The organism is Dyadobacter sp. 3J3, from assembly GCF_009801115.1.
In the GTDB taxonomy this organism is placed as follows: domain Bacteria; phylum Bacteroidota; class Bacteroidia; order Cytophagales; family Spirosomataceae; genus Dyadobacter.
Window position 1 is genome coordinate 136,173 of record NZ_VTOL01000006.1, and the last position, 24,131, is coordinate 160,303.

Sequence of the window (24,131 nt, forward strand, 5' to 3'; positions counted from 1 at the left end):
TTAAAAAATCAATTTTAAATAATAAAAGCCTTTCCCTTATTCTTGAAACTATGTGCTCCACAGCTAATAAAAATAATAACTGAAGCGATGATAGCGCTGTAAGCAACCGTTTTATTTAATTCCCAATTGGCAACAGCCACAGCAATCAGAGCCCAGATTCCAACCGAAGCAGATTCTCTCAGATTCCTGTTCCAGGTTACAAATAAATTGATAAACATCGCTGCCAGGATCATAATGATTGTCCAGTTAACAGCAGAAATGCCAAAACCGTCCCATTGGATTTTAGTAAGATAAGCAGCAACATTGGCAATAATGGCAACGGTGATCCAGCCGAAATACATGGCAAACGGCCACCATTCCAATGCTACACGTTTAAAAGTGATCAGATCAAATTCCATGCGGGTACGCACTACAATGCTGCAAAGTGAAAGCAGAAGTGCCGTCATGATGATAACCGAAGCGCCGGTGTAATCATAAAGCCAGGCAAGAATCCACAAGCAATTCGCTACACAGGAAAGCACAAACATCCAACCGATTTTCCCAACAACGTCCGGCGTTTCTTTGGAGTTAAAAAGTCCCTGGCTCTGGTAAATAGCAAAGGCGATCAAACCAATATAAATAAGGCCCCAGATTGAAAATGCGTATCCCGCCGGTGTAAATAAATTCTGGTATTTGGCAGAAACGCTGGCCATTGTACTTTGATTAAAAATACCTGTATTTGAAAGGTAATTCATTATGATGGTAATGATCAGCGCAATAATATTCGATAGTTGTAAGGTCTTTTTCATAAGTTAATTCATAGGATTAAAGGTGGAGCAAGATGTATGGAAATATCGATTTAGTAATTGTACGTATAAATCGGCATCAAGCCAAAATAAGCTTCTTTTTCAGCACTAAAACTGCACCGAACACAAAGATCATCTGTAATGATCAGTAATTCAAAGGCAAAATCTGGCTCTTTATCCGGTTTTTCTTTCTATTGGTCAGAGAGGCTTTCTTTTGCAATGGCTTATGATTCCCTTTGTATGATAGCAATTCAATACTTAATGCTCAGGAAAAACTATAAACCTCTTTATGATTAGATTTTTTACGCAAAGACAATGCAGTCGTGGTCATAAATTTGTGAACAATGAATATTATCAATTTAAAAAATAATTATAAAAGCAGCACAACAAGCGACGATCAAAATTTTGAATCCATACTTGCTGGCTGCATTGCGCAAAACAATCAGGCGCAACGGCTTTTGTACAAGCAGTATTTTGGTTATGCCAAAAGTATTTGTTTGCGTTACACTTCGTGTTCCGAGGAAGTGGATGAAGTTTTAAACGAAGGCTTTTTAAAGGTTTTTACGCATTTGAAGGAGTACGATTCAACCTATCCTTTTAAGGTCTGGATCAGGACGATCATGATCAATACTGCGATCAGTTATTACCGAAAGCACAAAAAGCATAATGAAAAACGCGCTTCCTATGAAGATGCGCCTTATCTGGGATTTGAGGAAGATATTGTCAGCCAGATAACAGCGGAAGAAATCCTACTGTTGATTCAAAAGATCAAACCGAAATATAAAAACGTATTTCTTTTGTATGTGGTTGACGGCTACAATCATAGGGAAATTGCAGATCTTATGGAAATGAACGAAGCGACGGTAAGATCACATTATGTGCGGGCCCGTGTACAATTACAGCAACTGATCAAACAAAATTATCCGCATCTTTTCCCGGTTGACTGGTCTTCCAGGATTTCTCAGGACAGGTATTCAGAAGTGATTCAGGCGGCTGGCTGATGTCGTAAAGTGGTTTTTGCTCAAAAGCATTCTGGCTTATTGTAATACATGTATTGTTTTTATTTCGCTTTTCCAGTATGGATTTGTTCAGACAACTGTATGGCTTAATTTTTTTAGTAAGAGTAAAAACTACTCAAACTAAAAAATTATCTCTTGAAGCTCAGATACATTTGCCTGTTTTTATTTACATGTATTCCGGTTGAAGAAATCTGTGCGCAGAAGAAACCTGGATTTATAAAACGCTTTATACAAAAATCCGTTTCAGATACAACCTCGCCCGGAAAGTCAAGTTTTCGGATTTATCCCACACTTGCTTATGCGCCTGAAACGAGTTTTGAATTCGGGTTTTCATCGCTTTTTTTATTTCAGGCCAAGCAGGATTCTCTGAATAGATTGAGTGAAGTGCAAGCTTTCACTTTTGTAACACTTGAAGCGCAGTATGGAATCTGGCTTGATAACGCCATTTATGGAGATAAGGACAAATGGTTTATTTTAGGAAGAACACGTTTTCAACGGTTTCCTCTTTTGTATTATGGCATAGGGCCAGAGACAAACGGTAAAGAACCGGCATTGATTGATGCAAATTATATTCTGCTAAAACAGCGTGTTTTAAGAAAATTAATCCCTAATCTTTTTCTTGGACCTGAGGTAGATTACCAGCAATTGTACAATACTAAATTTAACCAGCCTGATGGTCACGACGTCTACGAACCGCCTTTGGGAAGTCATGGAACTACAAATCTTGGTTTGGGTGCGGCACTTGTTTTTGACAACCGACATAATGTGCTTAATGTAAGAAAAGGATTTTTTGGTGAAATTTCCTTTTTGAAATATAACCAGCGACTCGCCAGTGATTATAATTTCTACGGATTTAATCTGGACGTGCGTTCATCGCACAAAACAAATGACAGGAATGTGCTGGCCTGGCAGTTGTATGGCAATTTTATGACGGGCAATATTCCATTCAATCAACTGGCTTTGATGGGCGGTGAGATGATCATGCGCGGTTTTTATACAGGACGTTACCGTGACAAAAATATGTTGGCATTCCAAACCGAACATCGCTGGCTTCCTTTCAAATTCAGCAAGCGGATAGGAGGAACGGTTTTCGCTGCCGCGGCGGTGGTTGCGCCGCAGGTAAGCGAATTCAGCTGGAAACATATCCGGCCTTCGGGAGGAGTGGGGCTGAGATATTTATTATTTCCAAAGAAGGATATTTTCCTGAGATTGGATGTGGGTTTTACAAAAGAAGGACCCGGATTTTATCTTTTTACAGGAGAAGCGTTTTAATGTAGAACAAGAAATCGGTTAGTACGTCAATTTTCTTATCAGTTCATTTCTTTTCTTATCATCAATTTGTAATTCATTTTTGATGAACCTTTCCATGCCGCCATACTTCTTATCGATCACCTCAAAAGTTGCGTTTAGATAACGTTCGTCTACTTTCATAAAGTTTTCGATCACTTTTGTATTGATATGACGCTTAACCACTTTTGCCAGTTTAACCTTTCCCAGCATGTTTTGGATCTTATCTTTCCGGTAATAATTTGAAAGAAGATATTCATCCATAATGGTTTGTCTGTCCACTTTTAGAATGGAAAGAATTAATGCGGTTGTCATGCCCGTGCGATCTTTTCCGGCGGAGCAGTGGTATAAAACCGGCTCATCCGAAGCCAGGACTTTTTGAAGAAGATTACGTACCGTAAGCAGATTTTCCGATACGCATCCTCTATACAATTCAAGCGTCAATTCGATTGATTTTTCCTCGGAAATTTCACCATTGATTACTTTGCTTTTTAGTTGAGCCAATAAATCACCATTATCTTTCACAGTAGAAAAGTGAACATAGTTGACATTTTCAGGAAGGTGGTCTTCTTTTCCTTTAATTTCATTTGTCGTTCTCAGATCATAAACGGTCTGAATATGCAAATCGTTGAATTTAGGAAACTCGCTTTTTTTCAACCCTGCCAGATTATCAGAACGGAATATTTTACCCCATCGAATCGTCTTTCCTTCCAGCGTTTTTATTCCACCGATATCTCTGAAATTGATCACATTTTTAAAATAAATGTGTCGGTTGGAAATTGTTACTGTATCCTTTTTAGAAATTAAATTGAAGTAAGGTCTTGTGTTGAAATTATTTAGCGAAACTGGATCATCGAACTTGTTCCATTTGAATATTTCATTTGTATTTTGAAGACTGATATCCGAAACTTTATTTTTATCAAAATGCAGGGTATAGTTGTTTTTGTAATTTTCCAGATAATTCTCCTCTTTAAGCGTTTTTTCACAATAGGACTTTGGGAGTTTGACACTGCAAGATGAAAACAGCAGTACAAAATAAAATAAGAGAAACAGATTCTTCATTCGGAAACAGCAGTTGATTATAAAATGAAGTCTTTTTCGTCTGAAATAATTCCATTATGCTAATTAGGTAGTCAGTGGGATACATAAGATGGCTTAACTAGGATTTTATCCGCAACCAACTGATCGATTGTCATATACAGATTTATAGTTTTATTAATTGGATTATATGAATAAATTATATATTTAATTTGGAATTTTAGTCTTTATTTAAAATTAAATTCGGTTCTTTATATAAAAGAGGATATTCTATATTGGAATAGCTGGAATTGTTTCCATGGGTCGCTAAATAATAGAATTGAAATTGAAAAACGGCATTGAAGATATTGAGTTATGGAAATCGTTTAAAGATGGTCAGCAGACTGCTTTTTCACTTCTGTACCGCCGATATGTCACCGTTTTGTATAAATATGGTTTAAAAATCACACCCGACAATGAACTTGTTGAAGATGTGATCCAGGATCTTTTTGTCGATTTATGGAAATCAAAGGAAAATCTGACCGATCCGGATTCTGTTAAATATTACCTTTTTACGATTTTAAGGCGAAAGATTGTCCGCTGCATTAATGCTTCCGGGAATATCGAGCAGCTTGACGACGAGAATCAAAAGCATATTGTTCATGTCGAGTCTGTTGAACATCTCATTGTAAATGAAGAAGAATCCGGAACTTTGGTTCGCAGCATTCAACATGCCGTTTCAAATTTGCCAACGCGTCAGCAGGAAGTTATTAATCTCCGATATTTCCATAATTTTTCCCATCCCGAAATTTCGGAGATGATGGGAATTTCTCTTCAGTCCGTTCACAACACGCTGCAAAAAGCCATGAAATCTTTACAACAACAGATCAATCCAAATATCGATCTGGTTGTGATTCTCAGTATGATCTTCTGTTCAGATTATAATGTGTAAATCAAAGCCGAAAATCGTGTTTTTGGTACTAATCTGGGTTTTAATAATAATTTAAGAACTATATTGATAAATTTATAAAATTATCTCCTGTCTTTGGGGTAATGTGCAATATTTTATTGCTCTGTTTAATTATAAGATAAAATAAACATTGGTTATGCATGAATTATTCCCAATTTAAAGCAAGTGACCTGGCTGCGGATGATTTTTTCTGTAAATGGGTTCTTTCTCCTGATATTGATACCGATGCTTTTTGGATGAGATGGCTGGGAAGCCATATGGAACTGATGGCAAATGTTGAAATCGCCAGGCGGATGGTGCTTGAAATTGCTTTGGAGTCGGACGAAAATATTTCGGAGATTGTCATAGATAGAATGTGGGATAATATCGTGGCACGTACACATGAGGTTCCGCTTAAACGTCCATTTTATTTTAATAGCTGGCTGATGCCGGTGGCTGCCTGTATTGCATTTACAGTTATTGCGTTTACAGTATATCGTTACCATTTTGATATTTCTCATACTTACACAACTGCCAATGGAGAAACCCGCAGAATACAACTTCCGGACGGATCGATGGTAACCTTAAATGCAAATTCAAAGCTGGATGTTCCCGGCGGCTGGCAAAGGCCTGATCACCGTGAAGTGTGGCTCGAAGGAGAAGCATTTTTTAAAGTACGGAAACAAAAGGAAGACGGCAGCCTGACAAAATTTACGGTGCATACTAACGATGTTAATGTTGAAGTAAAAGGAACGGAGTTTAATGTAAACACAAGAAAACAGCAAACGGGAGTTTTACTTTCAGAAGGAAAAGTTGAGCTGTTTCTTAATAAATACAGCCAGGGTGATGAAGTAGTGCACATGAAGCCGGGAGATCAGGTTGATTTTTCAACTAAAAAACAAACATTGGTAATACGCAGAATAGACGATCCGGTTTCGGTTTATTCCTGGAAAGACAATCGATGGACATTTGATAAAACGCCGCTTTCGGATGTCGCATCGCTGATTACGGATACCTATGGCATAAAAGTTCGTATTAAAGGAGAGTGGGTTTCGCAGCAAAAAGTGACTGGAATTATTCCTTCAGATAATCTGGAAGATATTCTAGCTTCGCTGGAAAGTATCCTGCACGTCAAAATTGATCAGCAAAACAAAGAAATCACGATTAAAAGAGAGCAATAAAGTTTATAGTAAATCTTAGTATTAAAATATTAACAAATGGAAAAAAAATACTTATTCCTGATGGGATTGCTATGTCTTTTTCGGCCTTGTGCTCCGGCTTCTGCCCAGATGATGGCTTTTTCAAAAAGTAAGGAGGCTCCTTCAACAGTACGGCAAATGCAAACGCTTCAGCAAGTACTAAGGAACCTGGAATCGAAGCATTCTATTTATTTTATGTACGAAAGTGATAAAATAAAAGAAATGCCGGTAGACTCAAAAATGATGTCGGGCGAAAGCATTGAAGCGATGCTCGACAGAGTACTCAAATCGAACGGTCTGGACTACAAAAAGCACGGAAAGATATATGCGATTTTTCCAAAAGACAGCAATTTTAAATCAGGTAAGTCGGGCGCCAAATCAACAGGTGTTATTCCTGCTGGTGAAACAAATTCAGAAACGTTAAAGCAATCGGTTGAATCCGTTCGTCAGGCTGCCGATGATATTAAAATCACCGGTAAGGTAACGGATGATAAAGGCGAGGCAATTCCGGGGGTCAATATTTTGATCAAAGGTTCGCTGGCTGGAACTACAACCGATACCGACGGAGCTTATACTATTAACGTACCTTCCAAAGAAAGTGTGCTTATCTTCTCTTTTCTGGGTTTTGTCTCTCAGCATATTACGGTAGGCAATCAGGCAATGCTTGAAGTGAAACTGGCTACCGACACAAAAATGCTGAGCGAAGTGGTGGTGACTGCGCTTGGATTCAAGGAAGCTGCTGACCGTCTGGGTTCTACAAGTAGTAAGGTAAGTGGTGAAGCAATTGCCAAATCAGGTGAAACCAGTTTGATCAACGGTCTTGCCGGAAAAGCTGCCGGTGTGCAGATTTCCCGTGCATCGAGTGATCCGGGTGCTGCTTCGTTTATCCAGATTCGTGGACAAAATACACTGACCGGAAATACGCAGCCATTAGTTGTTGTTGATGGTATTCCAATCAGTTCTACAACAGAGGGTGGAACTTCAGGCGGGGTTTCGCCACAGTCACGTTTGAATGATATCAACCCGAATGATATTGCTTCCATGCAAATCCTGAAAGGTGCTTCGGCTGCTGCCTTGTGGGGATCAAGGGCTGCAAACGGTGTTATTTTGATTACAACCAAAAGAGGAGCAGAGGGAAAGATGAACATTTCATTTACTTCCACCTATTCTGCCGATCAGATTAATGCCTACCATCCGTTTCAAGGAAAATTTGGCCAGGGTTCTGCCGGTATCTACAATCCTAATGGAGCCAACGCCTGGGGAGATAAAATCGAATCCAGAGCCGGTGGTGCTGATGATGTGAATACGACAGGCCAGTATTTTCAGGCTGAGGATGGAACAAAATATTACCCGATCATCAAGAAAAACTCAAAAGACGTTTACAATCAGTCCAACTATGACAAAGTTTTCCGTACCGGAAGTTATTATGATAATGCGCTAAGTCTGAGCGGTGGCGATCAAAAAACTACCTTCTTTTTCAGCATCGGCGATATCCGTCAAAAAGGGGTACAGCGTGGAAATAGTACTTATAATCGTACAACGCTACGTTTCAATGCCGAAAGAAAATTCAATGAAGTAGTTCGCCTTGCAGTAAGTGCGGCTTACACAAAAAGTTATTCCGACAGAATCCAGCGTGGTAACAACCTTGCAGGTGCGATGGTTGGTCTGGCACGTAATCCTGCGGATTTTGATATTTCGGATTATAAAGGAAGTTACTATTCTTCGCCAACGGCTTCACCGATTTTGAACAGACAACGCGGATACAGAAGTTATCTGGGCGCGGTTATTAACCCTGCCAATAATAATGCACTCTGGTCTTTGTATGAGCAGCAAAATTCCACGGAGGTTAGCCGGTTTATGAACAGTGCGGAACTGGGTATCAAACCTGCAAAATGGTTGGACATCATCGCAAGAGCCGGTCTTGATACCTATACCGACGAACAGATTAATTACTTTCCTATCAATGATATCACCGGTGCGGGAACGGGCTCCTATCAGGATCAGATCACGGGAGAATCACAGGTTAACGGAGATTTGCTGGCACGTGCTACAAAAGATTTCGGCAGTAATTTTACCTCGACTTTTGTTGTTGGATTCAATATTAACAACCGCAAGTATAGTAATCTGGGAGCAACCATTACTAACTTTCTGGTCGCCGATGCACCTGCAAACTTTGCTAATGCCACGGCTTTGAACAGAACACCTGTAAATCGTAAAACAGAAGTAAGAACGATCCGTAGCTACGCAACAGCGAGTTTTGCGGCATATGACGCCTTGTTTTTAAATCTTTCAGGTGCAGCGGAATCTGCATCTTCTTTCGGAGCTTTATCGGAAAAAACATTTTATTATCCGTCTGCGGATGTGGCCTGGCTTTTCACTAAACTTAAATTTATTGAAGATAACCGGATTATCAATTTTGGTAAACTTCGTGCATCTTATGGAGTTGTGGGCGTGCAGCCGCTGCCTTACCGTTCCAATACCGTATTTTCTTCGACAGTTTACACAGCCAATCCATGGGGAGACAATCTGGTTGGCTCACAGTTTGGCAATGGTGCTTACAGCCAGGGCAGTTCCATGGGTGATCAGTATCTGAAACCGGAACGTAAAACAGAATATGAAATCGGAGCAGATCTTCGCTTCTTCGAGAGCAGATTACGTTTGGGACTTACTTATTACAATAATAAAATCAGAGATGTACTCGTGCCGGTAACGCTTGCGCCAACCACTGGATTTGCAACGAAATATACCAACGCAGCAGAATTGCAGAACAAAGGTTTGGAAGCGGATCTTACTTATGATGTAATCAAAAAAGGATCTTTTACCTGGTCGCTTCGTGGGAATTTTACCCGCAACAGAAGTAAAGTGCTCGATCTTGCAGGAACGCAATCGCTTTATCTTGTAGGTGGAATCGAAAACTTCCTGGATGCACGTGCCGTAGTTGGACAGCCAACAGGAGTTTTCTGGAGTAGCAAATATGCTTTGAATGATAATGGAACAAAAAAATTGGATGCAAACGGTTTCCCGACTGCTGATCCTGTAACGGGTGTTGTGGGCAATCCTAATCCGGATTGGATTGGTGGTTTTGGAACAAGTCTTTCCTACAAGAAATTCTCATTGGATGTATTGTTTGAAACTTCTCAGGGCGGCGATTATTTCAGCGGAACAAAGGGTGTTATGTACAACTTTGGAACACATGGAGATACGGGTAATGAAGTGACTTTGACTCAGGATACTAAAAATTATGCAGGCAAAACTTTGGCAGCGGGAAGTACGGTTCGCGGTAATTTGAAAGATTTTGGTGCAGGCCCGGTGTTGATGGACGAAAGCTGGTATACAACGCTGGGAAGTGGATTTGGTTCTTTAAAAGAACAATTTGTTGAGGATGGCAGCTGGACACGTCTTCGTCAGTTATCGCTTTCTTACCGTCTGGATTCGGAGAAATTCAGAAAGCTGACCAAACTTCAGTCGATCGAATTCTCGGCAACAGGACGTAATCTTTTCTTGTGGACAAAAGTGGTAGGGATCGATCCTGACACCAATTTGTCTGGCACACCGGCTGGTCGTAATATGGATTATTTCAATTCTCCGGGAACAAGATCCTACATCTTTTCTCTGAAAGTGAATTATTGATCAGCGTTACTAACTGATTCATTTGACCCAAAATATTAAACAAAGCATACAATGAAAAGAGCTAAAATAATCAGGATGGCAGGGCTTTTCCTGATGGCAGGAATGATATCCTGCGAATCCATGGTCGATAATCTTAACACGGATCTTAACAACCCTACTGATGCATCGGCAACTTTATTGCTGACGGGTGCCCAGCTCGGAAATGTATCAGTGCAGGAAGGTCACCTTGCCCGCGTTGCTTCGATGTGGTCAGGTTATTTCACCGGAACCGACCGTCAGTACAAAGATATTTACAGCTATAATGTCACCGGAGCATCTTTCAATGATGTCTGGCAATTTGTTTATCAGGGTGTAGTTGGACAGATGAAACTGGTTATTGATAAATCGGCGGCAACCAATAACAGACTCGTTCAGGGAATTGCTAAAATCACAGAGGCGAATGCACTTGGAACTGCTGTCGCCTGCTGGGGCGATATTCCTTTGAAAGAAGCTGCTGATATTAACAAGTTTCCAAACCCGGCTTTTGAGCCGCAAATTCAGGTTTATGGAGAATTGCAGGCCTTGCTCGATGAGGCAATTGCCGATCTGGAATCAGGCATAGGAACCTCTCCGGGAGTTGCAGACATTCACTTTGCGGGTGATGCATCCAAATGGAAAGAAGCTGCATATACTTTGAAAGCCCGTTACTATATGGAGACCAAAGAATATGCTTCGGCCGCTACTGCTGCCGAGAAAGGCATTACTACGGCTGCAAGATCCTGGATGATGGTGCACGGAACAACGCTGAATGTAAATGAAAACCTGATGTATGCGTTCATCGCGAGAAACCGCGTGGGTGATATTAATTCTTCACTTGCTTTGGCTCCAAAGTTTTTGAACCCTGCCAGTACTACTTACAAAGGAAATGCAAAAACGGATGAAACTGCCCGTTATAACCATCATTTTATTACAGTGAGCACTACCGGGGTAGCGATTCCTGTTTCGCCAAATACGAACAGCTCGACAACTTCCCGCGGATTATTTGGTCAGTCGGCTCCATATCCAATGGTTACTTATTCTGAAAATCTTTTAACCGCCGCTGAATCACAAGCACGTACAGCTGGTTTTGCTGCCGGTTTGGCAAAACTGAATGTTTACCGCGCTTACCTGAATGCAGGCGGAGATCTGGATGCGACTTATAAAACGGGAACTTTCAAATACAAGTATGAAGCCTACGCAACAGAAGATTTTGCATCAGGCGGTATGTTGAACAAAGACGGAATCACGGCGGATCAGGCTTTGCTGAGAGAAATTTTGCTGGAACGTTACGTTACTTTCAACGGACAGATTATCGGTTTCAACGATCTTCGACGTACCAGAACAGAGTCAGTCGGTGTGAAACTTACGCCAAGTGCAGGATCGGTACTTCCAGAAAGAATGATTTATAGTGAAGCGGAAGTAAACTCCAATACCAGTGCGCCAAATCCGGTACCAGGTGTTTTTGTCAAAACAGCCGTAAATGCGAAGTGAAATTTGAATGGAAACAATGAATATGACGAACCTGAGAAATATTAAAAAGATAAATTAATGGAGCGTTTAGATATGATTATTATGGTGCTCTGCACCTGATTTAAAGGTGCAGAGCACCATAATATTTATAGAATGAGCTATAGAAGTTAATCGGTTAAAGGTGCAGTGCACCGCAATAACAAAACCACTACTCGCCAAAAATGAAATCGATTTTCAAATATCCATTTCAACCTGTTCAACATTAAAAATTACTAATTAAATCAGTACAAAATGGTAAAAGCCGCACGGTTACCCAGGTCTTTTTCAAACAAAAAATACATCAGTCGTTTCCTTGCATTTACTGTGCTTTCGGGAGCTTTGATATTCAATTCAAATCAGGTTAGCGCAGCTGTTGCTGCTGATTCCATCAAGGTAACTTTAACGGAAGGTACCAATATGTCCACCGATTTGTCTCCTGATAAAAAGCTCATTGCCGTTGATATTCAGGGAACTATATGGAGCATTCCAATTGCTGGCGGTGATGCAAAAGCGTTGACCGATGGTATGGGAGACGATCGCCAGCCACGCTGGTCGCCGGATGGAAGCCGTGTCGCTTTTCAGTCTTTTCGTGATGGATATTACCATATCTGGGCTGTTAACAAAGATGGTTCGGGATTGACACAATTAACGTTTGGGGTTTTTGATGAACGTGAGCCTGAATGGTCGCCGGATGGAAAGTTTCTGGTTTACTCATCAGACCGCGGAGGAAATTACGATATCTGGAAAATGGATCTTTCAACCAGAGACATGACGCAACTGACTAACGATCCTGCTAATGATTATTTTCCTGCTTATGCGAACGATGGAAGTAAAATTACTTTTGTATCCGAGCGCAAAACAGCACCCGGAATTTATCTTTTAAATGCAGACGGATCCCAAAAACTGGTTGTAAAAAATGCGGCGAAACTTGCCGGGCCTTCGTTCAATCCTGATGGAACGCATATCTATTTTAATGTATTTACCGGCGGTTTCAGTAGTCTGGAAGATGTTGAAGTTTCAACAGGTATTGCCAATACGTTGACACCAAAATTGGAAGACGTATTTCCATTCCGCACCAGCTGGATATCAGCACAAGAATATTTGTATAGTGCAGACGGTAAAATCAAGCGCGTGAAAGTAGGTGAAAAAACCAGTCAGGCTGTTCCTTTTAAAGCTATTGTTACCGTAACAAAAGCTTCTTATACCAGAAAAACATATGATTTCAACAGTGGAAAACCCAAAACGGTTAAAGGAATAAAAGGATTGAATGTTTCGCCAGATGGGAAAAGTTTCGTCTTTTCTGCACTGGGTGATCTTTGGATTTTACAAAAAGGAACTACCACGCCAAAACAGTTAACCAAAGATGCTTTTTTGGAAGCAGATCCAACATGGTCACCTGATGGAAATACGATAGCATTCCTTACAGATCGTTCTGGCGCAATGAATCTTTGGTTGCATGATGTAAAAACAGGAAAACAAACGCAGCTGGCGAAAACAGAATATGATATTAATTATCCGGTTTTCTCACCCGACGGTACTAAAATAGCTTTTTACCAGGCAGATTCTAAAAATTCCTGGGGCAGAGGGACACTTCAAACCATCGAAGTGAAATCAGGCAAGATTGAAAAAATTCACGAATCCCTTTTTGTACCAAGTCAGCCAAGCTGGTCGGCTGATTCAAAAACAATTGCTCTTTCAGGTTTGGAAGTTTATTCTACACGGTATCGTGAAGGAATTAATAAAATTTTATTGGTATCGCTTGACAAAAAACCGGATCGTTTTGTGTCTCCGGTTGCTGAACGTTCTTTGGGAATGCGCGCTAAAAACGGACCAGCCTGGTCGCCGGATGGAAAATCGATGGCTTATGTGCAGGATGGTTTGCTTTGGATCATTGCAGTCGATCCTTCCGGAACGATTGTAGGTCCACCAAGAGGCTTAACGCATGAATTATCGGAAGTCCCAAGCTGGACAGCCGATTCAAAAACGCTGGTTTATATGGCTACCGATACGATCAAACAAATCCGGGTTTCTGATGGCGCGGTTGAATCAATTCCAATGAATTTCAAGTGGGATTACAAGCAGCCAAAAGAAACGATCGTGATCCATGCCGGGAAAGTTTTTGATGGCAGAAATAAGGAGTATGTCAAAAATGTAGATATCATCATTGAAGGAAACCGTATCAAGGAAATCCTTCCGCATAAAGCCGGTCGTGTAGGAAAACTGGTTGATGCTTCTGACAAAACGATTATCCCAGGACTTTTTGAAATGCACACGCACCAACACGCGATGGCGGGTGCGAAATTGGGCCGTTTATGGCTTTCTTACGGCATCACTTCATTGAGAGAAACCGGTGCAGATCCGTATGATGCTTTGGAAAGAAAAGAATCCTGGGATGCCGGAACGTTAACTGGTCCTCGTGAGTTTTTTACAGGTGGTTTGACAGACGGAAGTCGGATTTATTACGGTTTGGCCAATAGCATACATTCAACAGCCCAGCTTGATCTGGAACTTGAACGTGCTTCCAGACTTGGGTATGATATGATGAAAACCTACGTTCGGATGCCCGATATTTTACAACAGCGTGTTACCAATTATGCACATAAAATTGGCATTCCCGTTTCCTCTCACGAGATTTTTCCTGCCATGCGGTATGGCGTTGATGCGGTTGAACATATCGGTGGAACCAGTCGCCGTGGATATTCTCCAAAGATTTCCCAAATGAATTTCACTTATCAGGATGTAACAGAACTTTTGGTAAAATCTCAAATGAATATCACACCGACGGCATCGTTGCAAGGCGGATTTTATGCCATGGCCGCAAAGGATCCTAACTATTATGAAAACAAGCAGTTTAAGGTTTTTTATTCCGAGGAATTCAGAAAAGGGTTGAAAGATGGTGCTTCTCAAATTGAGAAAATGCTTCCTGGTTACCTTGCCAATTTTGGTACGATTCAAAAAACAGTTAAAAACCTGATTGCAAGCGGCGCAAGAGTTACAGCCGGGACTGACAGTCCTTTTATTCCTTATGCGATGAGTTTGCATTCCGAGCTTCAATGCTGGGTTGACGGCGGAATTTCGCCTTTCGAAACGCTTCGCTCGGCTACGTTATGGTCGGCGGAAGCAGTTGGTGTTAGTAAAGATCTTGGAACAATTGAAAAGGGAAAATTGGCTGATTTGGTGATTGTTGATGGCGACCCGCTCGTAAAGATTGAAGATGCCTGGAATGTGAAACATGTGATGAAAAACGGTATTCTTTTCTCACTGGAAGATCTTTTAAAACAGCCTTAATCCTTACCCGAAATACGATGTTTTTCAAATCAATAAAAAAATCAACAACGGCTACGGCAGCTCTGCTTTTTGCTTTATCGGTAATCAGCGGACGATTAAGTGCTCAGAAAATCCCGGCAGAAAAAAGTGATGCGATTATTGCAAAACTGATGTATCCGGCTTTGGAAGAACTTAAAGATTATGTTTCAATTCCAAATGATGCGCTTGTCGCCGAGGATATTGATAAAAATCTTGCCTGGTCAGAGAAGGCATTTGCTAAACGCGGCTTTAAAACGGCGATTTTGAAAACGGGAAAACTACCTCTTTTTTCAGCCGAAAAAACATATCCAAAAAACACCAAAACGGTTTTGTTTTATTTCCATTTGGATGGACAGGCTGTCCGCCCGACTGAGTGGTTTCAGAAAGATCCGTACGTGACGGTTTTGAAAGAAAAAAGCGCGGATAGGAGTTTTAAAGAAATTGACTGGAATTTGCTGAAAGACGGTAAAATCAATGATGAATGGCGGATTTTCGCCCGTTCCACCTCGGATGACAAAGGCCCGATCGTGATGCTTTTGCAGGCACTGGATATTCTGGCGTCACAAAATCAGCAACCTCCATTTAATGTAAAAGTAGTTTTGGATTGTGAAGAAGAAAAAGGTTCTCCGGGATTGAAAGCTGCTTTGGCTGAATATAAAACCCAGCTAATGGCAGATTTCCTGATTGTGATGGATGGTCCGATGCACGCAACGAACCGGCCAACACTGACTTTCGGCTGTCGTGGCGGTACTGGTTTTTCACTTACGACGTACGGCGCAATTACCCAGCAGCATAGCGGACATTTTGGGAATTATTCTCCCGATCCAACATTCAGTCTTGCTAAAATCATTTCAACCATGAAAGATGATGACGGAAGAGTTTTGGTTGATGGGTTTTATGATGGGATTAAATTCGATGCCGAAGCTGTAAAATTAATGGCCGCGGTTCCTGATAATCTTCCTGAAATTAACGACCGTTTACAAATTGCAGAAGCGGAAAAAGTGGGTAAGAATTATCAGGAATCCATGCAGTATCCTTCGCTTAACATACGTGGATTAAAAGCGGCTGTTACCGGAAAAGGTGGCGGGTCAATTATCCCGGAGGAAGCTCTGGCTGAATTTGGAATCCGTCTCGTACCGGAAACCGAAGGCGCGCGCATGACTTTACTTGTTAAAAAACACATTGAAAAACAAGGTTATACTGTCGTCGATCATCTACCTACAAAACACGAACGGATGGCGCACAAAAAACTGGTTTTCATGAGTGGAGGCGGAGCGGGAAGTCCGGCTTTTCGTACAGAAGTTAATTCACCGATTGGCAATTGGCTGAGAAAATCGGTGACTGAAAATTTTACGGAACAGCCTGTTATTATACGGATTATGGGTGGTTCAGTACCTGTCGTTCCTTTTATTCAGACGCTCGGCGTTCCCGCTGTCATTGTACCGATGGTGAATATGGATAACAATCAGCATAGTCCAAATGAAAATCTTCGGATTGGCAATTTGAGAATGGGTATCAAAACCTGCCTTTCAATTCTGACTACCCCGATCTGATTTTTAGTTGATTTCAAAATCTTTACAAAAGTTTCTAACGTTTAAAACAAACAAAATGAATCAGAAAATCGACCGTCGCAATTTGTTGAAATCAGGCTTAATGGCCATCGGTGGAATGACACTCGCTCCTCACATGAGCTTTGGTGGTGCATTCGCAGACATGCCTTTAACCCTTGATCCTGAAAACCGTATTTACCGCAGCCCAATGGTTCGCGAGCATTTTCTTGACAAGAAACCGGATCTTTCGAAAATGATCCGTCTGGGCTCCAACGAAAATCCATATGGTCCGCCAAAGTCTGCCCAGAAAGCAGCTTGTGATTCTGTGGTTGGCGGAAACCGTTATGCCTGGCAGGAAATGTTTGATCTTGTTGACAAAATCGCTAAAAAAGAAGGCGTTTCCAAAGAATCGATCATGATGGGACCTGGTTCTTCTGATCTTTTGGAAAAAGTGGCGTTGGTACTTTTCATGCATGGTGGAAATATCGTTTCTGCTGATCCTTGTTACATGTCGCTGATTCAGGTTGCGAAATCTGTTGGTGCAACATGGAAAGCAGTTCCTGTAACCGCAGATCATTCGCACGACTTGAAAGCGATGGAAGCTGCTGTTGATAAGGATACAAAACTTGTCTATATCTGCAATCCCAACAACCCGACCGGAGCCATTACATCAGGTAAAGATCTATTGGATTTCTGTTCGCGGGTTTCTGAAAAAGTGCCGATTTTCGTTGATGAGGCTTACATCGAATTAGCCGTTGGTGCGAATACACAAAGTATGGTTTCGCTTCTTCAAAAAAACAAAAACGTGATCGTGGCGCGTACTTTCTCCAAAATCATGGGAATGGCTGGAATCCGCGTTGGATACATGGCAGCTCAGCCAGCATTTATTGCTGAAATTGAAAAAATCACACGGGGTGGAATGGGGATTTCTTACACGTCAATTGCAGCGGCTTCTGCTGCTATGGATGATAGTGAATTCCAGGTTATGACCCGCAAACTGAACCACGAAGCGAAGACTTATTTGTATGCTAATCTTGATAAAATGGGCTACAAATATATTCCGTCTTATACCAATTTCGTGATCTTTCCGATCAAAATCGCAGGCAAGGAGATGCTTTCTAAAATGACTGCTAAGGGAATTGTTGTGCGCTCATTTGATATTCAAAATAAACCCTGGTGCCGCGTTAGTATCGGTACAATGGACGAAATGAAGAGCTTCGTAAGTGCGCTTGGAACAATTAGCTAAGCTTAAAATGGCAAATCAATGGCTGGTTTTTTAATTGTTTTTCAAACTGCAATTTCAAAGCCAGCCATTTTATTTTTAACTTTTTATTCACCGGTTAATGTTCCGGTTTAGTCCCGTTTTATTATGAGTGACGCCTTACAAAAAACCATTACACTTCTATTACTTATCGCGTTGGGACTTCTTCTTCGGGGGAAATTCAAAAGTAAGGATCAGACGAACGGCATCAAGGAAATCATTCTTTCCGTTGCTTTGCCTTCCACGATTTTTATTTCACTGATGAAAATTGATGTGGATTCGTCCATGATCATTATTCCGTTGGTAACATTGGTTTTTAATTTCCTGATGTTTTTTTCTGCGCCATTAGCTTTTGCACTTTTTGGGATTGAAAAGAACAGTCCAACAGGTCGTACGCTGTTAATGCTTATTCCTTCATTAGCACCCGGACTTTCCTGTTTTCCGTTTATCGCTGAATTTCTAGGTGAAAAAAGTCTGGCGATTGCGGCACTTGCTGATGTTGGAAACAAGTTTTTCGTACTTATTTCGCTATACATTCTGGCGATGAATATGTTTTTGAAAAACAGCCACGATACAGAAACCAAAATGGGAGGGAAGCTAAAAAGTCTTTTTGGTAATATGTTGCAGGAGCCAATCAATGTGCTGATTATTCTGGCGTTGGTTCTTCTTGGTTTTGGTATTAATTACAAAACATTGCCTTTTTTTATTACTGAGATTTTTGATAAAACAAGTGCGATGATGACTCCGCTTGTGCTGCTATTTATCGGCCTCGCCGTACAGCTAAAAGAAGGAAAAAAAGCGATTGTAACCAGTATTTTGCTTTTCCGTGCAGGCAGTACCATGCTGATCAGTGCAGCCATGATTTTTGTTATGAATATTACGGACCAGTCCATGATTTTACTGGCTATTGTTATTCCGTTAAGTGCAGCGAGTTTCTGGCCTTTGGCGCACATTTCAGCTTTTAATCTTCGAGAAGATGCCATGGGTTTAGCAAGAGAAAAAAGGACTTTTGATATGGAACTGGCTGTCTTGCTTCTCGCTTTTTCATTACCTTTTTCTACCATTTTGATTCTTGGTATTTTGTCAACCGGTGCTATGTTTACGCATCTTAGTACGTTAATTATCACTGGTATAATACTTATTGGTTTGGGTTCATTACCAAATCTTTTTGTGCGGTTTGCGTTAAAAAAGTCTAACGCATGAATTGAATAAACTTTTTAACAAAGAAATGGGGATGGTAAATTTTGTTTATGATCCCAATTTCTTTTTGGTCTATTCTATTTTTATACTTTGATATTCAAATTCAAGTTTCAAATTTTCCTTTAAAAAATTAATGTATTTTTCTTCGCTCTCATTTGCGGGATATTGACCAACAACAATATGTTTTTTTTGCCTTTTGTCATTGTCGTTCAAGGAATAAAGTAATATTTGTCCTAATGCCTCCTTTATACATTCTGCCGGATAGGAGGAAGATTTTACTTCGTAAAAAGCTATGTAATTTGGTTGAATTACCTTAACATCAACATGATTTTCTTCAAGTATTACGTTTTCCCTTCCAAATTGGCTTATTAACAATCTTTCCAGCTCTTTCTGTATTTTATTGTGTTTTTGTTCTGCTACGTAGGAACCGGCAACTAGCCTTGTCTGCGTGTCAGTATTTCTATCTTTTGCCGCTATTCTTGATATTCTCTTTTTTCTATTTTGATTTAACGTGTCAACAATTTCCTTTTTGTCTCCATCATCTCCAAACTGATCAAAAAGCTGCCTCATGAAGTTATATACGTTTAAGTGTGCAGGCTTATTAGAGATCATCAAATTTTGAATTTCTGAAATTGTTGTGGTTTTATCGGTTTTTAAACCGAAATAGTTGGCAATTCTAAATAACACATCTCGTTTAAAAATTGGTATAAGTCTTTCGTTAGAATATAAAAATGATATTTTCCATTTAAATATATCAGGCAAAAGGATATGATCTATTTCACTGAATTTTCCATCATTGGCAAAATTTATGATTGTTAGAATGTCCTGTTTTATATTTTCAAAAGCTGATTCTCTGCTATCTCCATAGCCTTTTAACCAAGAATATTTGTCATCATTTGTGTAATTTTTCGGTTTATCTTTTTGATCTTTTCTTTCATAAATTCCAAATTTTATTGATGTCATTCCCTTGATGCTTCCTAATATCCTAGTTTTTGTTTCAATCCATTGACAAAACGTATCCTGGTTTTCGAGTCCAACATATTCTTTTAAGGTAATGTTGTAAACTTTATCAGGTGTCCATCTTTGTGAAAATTCATTAAGAAGTTCATTAAATTCGTTTGATGGCATTTGTTTAGGATTTAGGTTTTTGTAACTCTCAATTAATCAAATGTACATTTTTTTTTCTGTGGACAGATTATGATCAAACTATTGTAATAAGCTTTTTTTACTTCAAATGAAGCTATTTTCACTCTTAGTCTAGTGTTTTAATTACACCTGACATTACAAGAAAAGTAAGAACTTCACATTTATTCTAACTATTTTTATACAAGGTGAGTCTTTTAAAAATGCTATACTAAGTTGAAATATTTGTCTGTGATAAAACAAATGAAAATATATCTTAAAGGTGAAGCACGCATCACTTTGGGGAGATATTGCTTTTTGCAGATTGTAATCTGTTTATTTTGTCTGAATAATCTCGCCAGTGCACAAACCCTTCGTGTCTGTTACATTCCTGATTCCCGCTCAGCGTATCAGGATCACGGATACACATTTGACGGGCAGTATATGGCGGGTAGCGGCGCGTCAAAACTTTTAAATACCGATAATTTTGGCACCAAAGGAATTGTAAAACAGCAGGTGGAACTGGTTGCCTTGAAAGATATCCCGATTTCGTCGGCTACGATTTCAATGGCTAATTGCGGTGCCGTTTTTGTAGGTATGTTTTACAATCCGCAAAGTCCGGATGTCATAAAAGTCTCCGAGTTAAACGCGATCCGGGATTGGTCTTTGCAGAAAAAGGAAAATCTGGCGGTGATTTGTGAGTCACATGCGGCTGTTTGGGGATACGAAAGAATGGACAGTGAATCCAAAGTAAGTACGGCAACTGCTGAAGGGGAAAAAACTAAAATTTTTGATGGTCCTTTCGGAAAAGTTTCAAGATTTGTACAAGGCGGACATGCCATTGGCTGGCTGAAAGGCGGTGCGCCGGTTATACTTTCAAAAAACGAACAAGGCAATACGTCGGTGGCTTATGATAAAGTAACGGGCGATATCATCTTGGGTGATGTGGATATTCTCACGTCGCTCGGCGGAATTTCTCCGGGTATTTCTATCAATAATGAAAATGATATTCTTTTCGCCAATATCTGGGCTTATGCCATGGATTTAACAAAAAAACCGTTGCCGGCGGGCAAGGTTAAAGTATCGTTTCGCGTGTTTGACAAGATCACTTTTAACAAGATAGTTGCGCCGGTTGTGATCACAGATAAAGCCATATCGAGTACCGAAATAGTTTCGGATAGTTCCGGAATGACTTCTGTTTTGTTGACAAAAAATCAGGTTTACCGGTTTCAAATCCGGGTGGCTGGCTATCAGGATTATTTCACGGAGAAATATGTTAGCGATACCACTGGTACCTTTGATTTTTCCCTTACGCCAAAAGTAAAAAAAGTGGAGGAAGTGGTAAAGGTTGAAAAAACAGAAGCAATAGAAAAGACAGACAGAATAGCAAAGATTGAAAAACCGGCTGTTTTAAATCATCTGTTTTTCGAGCAGTCAAAGTCCGGCATTTTACCCGCATCTTTTGGTGAACTGGATTCGCTGGCGGATTACTTAAAGTCGGCACCGAATCTGAAAATCGAGCTGCGAGGCCATACAGACAAGATTGGTCCGGCGGATAAAAATGTAATACTATCAGTAGACAGGGTAAAGGCAGTCAAACAATATCTGGTCAGTAAAGGGATTGATCCTGCCCGAATACTAACCAGAGGAATGGGCGATACGCAGCGTCTTTATACAGGTCAGGACCCAAAACTTAGAGTGAAAAACCGGAGGGTGGAAATTGTTTTTGTGCGGTGAAGTCTGAATGATAGTAAGTTAATCCGGCTTAATTTTCAATTTGTACAATTGTATTACTTTATTTTTTTCATGATTACTATTGTCAATTCCGATAATATTATTATTTTTCGGGAATCTAATCCGATAATATTATGTAAATTTGGAATTGAAATCCGATATTATGATAATAAGATTGCTCCAAAATAAAATTGAACAACGACTTTTTAAAGGAAAAGCCATTTTGATCTTCGGTCCCCGCCAATCTGGAAAATCAACTTTGGTTGAGTTGCTACTAGCCGGGAAGGATCACATGTATCTTAATGGTGACGATGCGGACGTTCGTGAAATTTTGACTAATACAACCGCAGCAAAATTACGGCTGGTGGTGGGTAATAAAAAAATCCTGTTTATTGATGAAGCGCAACGCGTACCTAATATTGGTCTTACGTTGAAACTGTTTACCGATCAGATAAAAGATGTTCAGATAATTGCTACCGGATCATCGGCATTCGAATTATCAAGTCAGGTAAATGAGCCGTTGACCGGACGCAAATATGAATTTATGCTTTACCCGCTAAGCTTTGCCGAAATGGTGGGCCAAAACGGTTTGATTGGGGAAAAGAGACTTTTAGAGCATCGAATGATTTACGGTTGCTATCCGGAAATCGTGACCAAGCCGGGTGAAGAAGCCGAGCTTTTAAAGCTTTTGGCAAATAGTTATTTATACAAAGACTTGCTTATGCTGGAGCAAATTAAGAAGCCGGTAATTCTTGAAAAGCTATTAAAAGCATTGGCTTTGCAGGTTGGAAGTGAAATCAGGTATCAGGAAATTGGTCAAATAATTGGCAGTGATGGTAAAACTGTTGATAAATACATTGATCTGTTAGAAAAAACGTATGTTGTTTTCAGGCTTCCTGCACTTAATCGTAACGTGCGCAATGAAATCAAAAAAGGGAAAAAGGTTTATTTTTATGATAATGGCATAAGAAATGCCATTATCAACAATTTCAAACCTATTCAATCCAGAACTGACGTGGGCGCTTTGTGGGAAAATTTCATCATTTCAGAACGAATGAAATTCCTGCATTATAATAATATTGATGTAACCTCTTATTTCTGGCGTACCACGCAGCAGCAGGAAATTGACCTTATTGAGGATCACGGGGATGCGATGGAAGCTTATGAGTTCAAGTGGAACAAGAGAGAAAAAGTTCGCTTTTCACAAACCTTTACTGACAATTATATTGATTCAAAAACATCCGTTATTTCACCCGATAATATTGAAGAGCTTTTATTATAACGAAAGAGATCATAATTTATCCCATTACTTTTCAAACAATAGTAGTCCAAACTTGAAAATCGCTTTTGTTTTTGATACCAGAAAAACGCTGCCATATATTTAAATTCACCGATTTTACTGTTTACTATTATTAGCTATTTGCTCATTTTTGATCAGTTATTCCCGAAAAATACATGTACAGAAAAGATCTTTCGCGGTTTCCCAATCTCTCTGCTTGCCATTGTCAGGATCTTGCCAAACAAACTTTTTCCGGCTCAATAATCACAGCAGCGGAATGTATTTCGGAAGGAAGTTTTATACCCAAAGGATCAGTCCGGCCAATTTAGGTGGCCTGTATCTTTCCGGATTTCTGCTATATTAAAACCTTCATCGGCTTCATTGGTTAAAAAGTTGACGATGCAAAAACGGAATTGATTTACAGTTTCCGTTTTTCGAAGTTTCCCAAATATACCAGTGGAGATGTTGATACACGGTCCAATTTAAACGCAATTGGAAAGGAAAAATCCTGTATTTTAGCTCCTTAGGATATCTATGTGCGATAAGTATCAAGTTAATTTGAAAAGGGAAAAATAAATTTTCAATAAACGAATGGTGGTCAATGATAAAATTATACACACATCTTAAAAACAAATTACTGGTATTGATATTGACTCTTTTTTCCTTTCAGGCTTTTTGCCAAACGGCGCCAACGGCTCCGCTGACAGATTCGCTGAAAATGGGATTGAAATTTAAAACGGCACCAATATATGCCAGGTTTATGCCATTTGCCATTTATACTGGTCCGGGCATTACAACCGACAGGATCGCGCAAATGATCGAAGTTGGAAAAACTTTCAATGTTATTGACGTCGGAATTGCTTTTGGCCGCAACTCGCTCCGGCCGGATACCTCATTGTTTTTGGAAGGAAAGGTTACCATGGATGTTTGTAACATCGGTATTTTTGCCAATGAAATGACGATTGGCGGTGGACGGGTTTTTGATAACAAAGGAAGCCTGATGCTTGAACTTTCGTATAATTTATTTGCACAGCTTTCGAAGAATTTTGGAATAGGACTGACCACCGGCTATTATGATTTCAGTAATCAGGTGTATGGAAGTTCGAAAACCTTTTTCGGGGTTTTCGTCCGGTATGGATTGCAGCGGAGTGATTCAGGAGGAATTTTAGGTTTGGGAAGAGCACGTCCCGGTCGTCCGGGTCATAGAGGACATGGGCGATAAAAAAACAACCGGGAAGACTGATTTCTTACCGGTTGTTTTTTGGG

The 24,131-nt window shown here is 40.1% G+C and carries 16 protein-coding genes; 13 read left to right on the plus strand and 3 right to left on the minus strand.

What is annotated here, in order from left to right; translation table 11 throughout:
• Positions 1–14: 14 nt before the first annotated feature.
• Positions 15–788, minus strand: a complete 774-nt coding sequence (locus FZF08_RS14580; RefSeq protein ID WP_159469968.1) for a tryptophan-rich sensory protein — start codon at positions 786–788, stop codon at positions 15–17.
• 341 nt (positions 789–1,129) lie between these two features.
• On the opposite strand from FZF08_RS14580, the gene FZF08_RS14585 reads away from it, so the two are divergent.
• Both FZF08_RS14585 and FZF08_RS14590 read left to right on the plus strand, forming a co-directional pair.
• Complete coding sequence (locus FZF08_RS14585; protein WP_159469970.1) at positions 1,130–1,786, plus strand: RNA polymerase sigma factor; 657 nt, start codon at positions 1,130–1,132, stop codon at positions 1,784–1,786.
• Between the two features lie 153 nt (positions 1,787–1,939).
• Positions 1,940–3,076 carry a BamA/TamA family outer membrane protein gene (locus FZF08_RS14590; RefSeq protein ID WP_229216535.1) on the plus strand — a complete coding sequence of 379 codons (1,137 nt, stop codon included), beginning with the start codon at positions 1,940–1,942 and terminating at the stop codon, positions 3,074–3,076.
• An 18-nt stretch (positions 3,077–3,094) separates the two neighbouring features.
• On the opposite strand, the gene FZF08_RS14595 is transcribed toward FZF08_RS14590, so the two are convergent.
• Positions 3,095–4,153: a tyrosine-protein phosphatase gene (locus FZF08_RS14595; protein ID WP_200837088.1), complete on the minus strand. Its 1,059-nt coding sequence runs from the start codon at positions 4,151–4,153 to the stop codon at positions 3,095–3,097.
• A gap of 301 nt (positions 4,154–4,454) precedes the next feature.
• On the opposite strand from FZF08_RS14595, the gene FZF08_RS14600 reads away from it, so the two are divergent.
• From FZF08_RS14600 to FZF08_RS14635, 8 genes are all read left to right on the plus strand, one after another.
• On the plus strand, positions 4,455–5,060 hold the full coding sequence (locus tag FZF08_RS14600) for an RNA polymerase sigma factor (RefSeq protein WP_159469972.1): 606 nt from the start codon (positions 4,455–4,457) through the stop codon (positions 5,058–5,060).
• A gap of 158 nt (positions 5,061–5,218) precedes the next feature.
• Positions 5,219–6,238 (plus strand): FecR family protein, encoded by a 1,020-nt coding sequence (locus FZF08_RS14605; protein WP_159469974.1) that lies wholly within the window; start codon positions 5,219–5,221, stop codon positions 6,236–6,238.
• A gap of 36 nt (positions 6,239–6,274) precedes the next feature.
• Positions 6,275–9,886: a SusC/RagA family TonB-linked outer membrane protein gene (locus tag FZF08_RS14610; protein WP_229216536.1), complete on the plus strand. Its 3,612-nt coding sequence runs from the start codon at positions 6,275–6,277 to the stop codon at positions 9,884–9,886.
• Positions 9,887–9,937: 51 nt separating this feature from the next.
• Positions 9,938–11,395, plus strand: coding sequence for a SusD/RagB family nutrient-binding outer membrane lipoprotein (locus tag FZF08_RS14615; RefSeq protein ID WP_159469976.1), 1,458 nt, complete (start codon positions 9,938–9,940; stop codon positions 11,393–11,395).
• A 270-nt stretch (positions 11,396–11,665) separates the two neighbouring features.
• Positions 11,666–14,701, plus strand: coding sequence for a DPP IV N-terminal domain-containing protein (locus FZF08_RS14620; protein WP_229216537.1), 3,036 nt, complete (start codon positions 11,666–11,668; stop codon positions 14,699–14,701).
• A gap of 17 nt (positions 14,702–14,718) precedes the next feature.
• The gene (locus FZF08_RS14625) at positions 14,719–16,272 is read left to right on the plus strand and encodes a M20/M25/M40 family metallo-hydrolase (protein ID WP_159469978.1); all 1,554 of its coding nucleotides are present in this window, start codon (positions 14,719–14,721) and stop codon (positions 16,270–16,272) included.
• A gap of 55 nt (positions 16,273–16,327) precedes the next feature.
• Complete coding sequence (locus FZF08_RS14630) at positions 16,328–17,515, plus strand: histidinol-phosphate transaminase (RefSeq protein WP_159469980.1); 1,188 nt, start codon at positions 16,328–16,330, stop codon at positions 17,513–17,515.
• Positions 17,516–17,638: 123 nt separating this feature from the next.
• On the plus strand, positions 17,639–18,733 hold the full coding sequence (locus FZF08_RS14635; RefSeq protein ID WP_159469982.1) for a hypothetical protein: 1,095 nt from the start codon (positions 17,639–17,641) through the stop codon (positions 18,731–18,733).
• A gap of 69 nt (positions 18,734–18,802) precedes the next feature.
• Here FZF08_RS14635 and FZF08_RS14640 read toward each other — a convergent pair whose 3' ends face one another.
• Entirely contained in the window at positions 18,803–19,858 is a 1,056-nt protein-coding gene (locus tag FZF08_RS14640) for a hypothetical protein (protein WP_159469984.1), read from the minus strand.
• A 258-nt stretch (positions 19,859–20,116) separates the two neighbouring features.
• Between FZF08_RS14640 and FZF08_RS14645 the strand changes: the two genes are divergently transcribed.
• The 3 genes from FZF08_RS14645 to FZF08_RS14655 all read left to right on the plus strand — a co-directional run bounded on the left by FZF08_RS14645 (position 20,117) and on the right by FZF08_RS14655 (position 24,087).
• Positions 20,117–21,589, plus strand: coding sequence for an OmpA family protein (locus FZF08_RS14645; protein ID WP_159469986.1), 1,473 nt, complete (start codon positions 20,117–20,119; stop codon positions 21,587–21,589).
• Positions 21,590–21,749: 160 nt separating this feature from the next.
• Positions 21,750–22,868: an ATP-binding protein gene (locus FZF08_RS14650; protein WP_159469988.1), complete on the plus strand. Its 1,119-nt coding sequence runs from the start codon at positions 21,750–21,752 to the stop codon at positions 22,866–22,868.
• A gap of 598 nt (positions 22,869–23,466) precedes the next feature.
• Positions 23,467–24,087: a hypothetical protein gene (locus tag FZF08_RS14655; RefSeq protein WP_200837089.1), complete on the plus strand. Its 621-nt coding sequence runs from the start codon at positions 23,467–23,469 to the stop codon at positions 24,085–24,087.
• Positions 24,088–24,131 lie beyond the last annotated feature (44 nt).

What these genes read in the sequence shown, in the direction of transcription:
- FZF08_RS14650 (WP_159469988.1), top strand. Translation starts at nt 21,750, where the DNA reads ATGATAATAAGATTGCTCCAAAATAAAATTGAACAACGACTTTTTAAA.
- FZF08_RS14615 (WP_159469976.1), top strand. Translation starts at nt 9,938, where the DNA reads ATGAAAAGAGCTAAAATAATCAGGATGGCAGGGCTTTTCCTGATGGCA.
- FZF08_RS14605 (WP_159469974.1), top strand. Translation starts at nt 5,219, where the DNA reads ATGAATTATTCCCAATTTAAAGCAAGTGACCTGGCTGCGGATGATTTT.
- FZF08_RS14645 (WP_159469986.1), top strand. Translation starts at nt 20,117, where the DNA reads ATGAAAATATATCTTAAAGGTGAAGCACGCATCACTTTGGGGAGATAT.
- FZF08_RS14630 (WP_159469980.1), top strand. Translation starts at nt 16,328, where the DNA reads ATGAATCAGAAAATCGACCGTCGCAATTTGTTGAAATCAGGCTTAATG.
- FZF08_RS14635 (WP_159469982.1), top strand. Translation starts at nt 17,639, where the DNA reads ATGAGTGACGCCTTACAAAAAACCATTACACTTCTATTACTTATCGCG.
- FZF08_RS14580 (WP_159469968.1), bottom strand. Translation starts at nt 788, where the DNA reads ATGAAAAAGACCTTACAACTATCGAATATTATTGCGCTGATCATTACC.
- FZF08_RS14595 (WP_200837088.1), bottom strand. Translation starts at nt 4,153, where the DNA reads ATGAAGAATCTGTTTCTCTTATTTTATTTTGTACTGCTGTTTTCATCT.
- FZF08_RS14625 (WP_159469978.1), top strand. Translation starts at nt 14,719, where the DNA reads ATGTTTTTCAAATCAATAAAAAAATCAACAACGGCTACGGCAGCTCTG.
- FZF08_RS14610 (WP_229216536.1), top strand. Translation starts at nt 6,275, where the DNA reads ATGGAAAAAAAATACTTATTCCTGATGGGATTGCTATGTCTTTTTCGG.
- FZF08_RS14620 (WP_229216537.1), top strand. Translation starts at nt 11,666, where the DNA reads ATGGTAAAAGCCGCACGGTTACCCAGGTCTTTTTCAAACAAAAAATAC.
- FZF08_RS14655 (WP_200837089.1), top strand. Translation starts at nt 23,467, where the DNA reads ATGATAAAATTATACACACATCTTAAAAACAAATTACTGGTATTGATA.
- FZF08_RS14640 (WP_159469984.1), bottom strand. Translation starts at nt 19,858, where the DNA reads ATGCCATCAAACGAATTTAATGAACTTCTTAATGAATTTTCACAAAGA.
- FZF08_RS14585 (WP_159469970.1), top strand. Translation starts at nt 1,130, where the DNA reads ATGAATATTATCAATTTAAAAAATAATTATAAAAGCAGCACAACAAGC.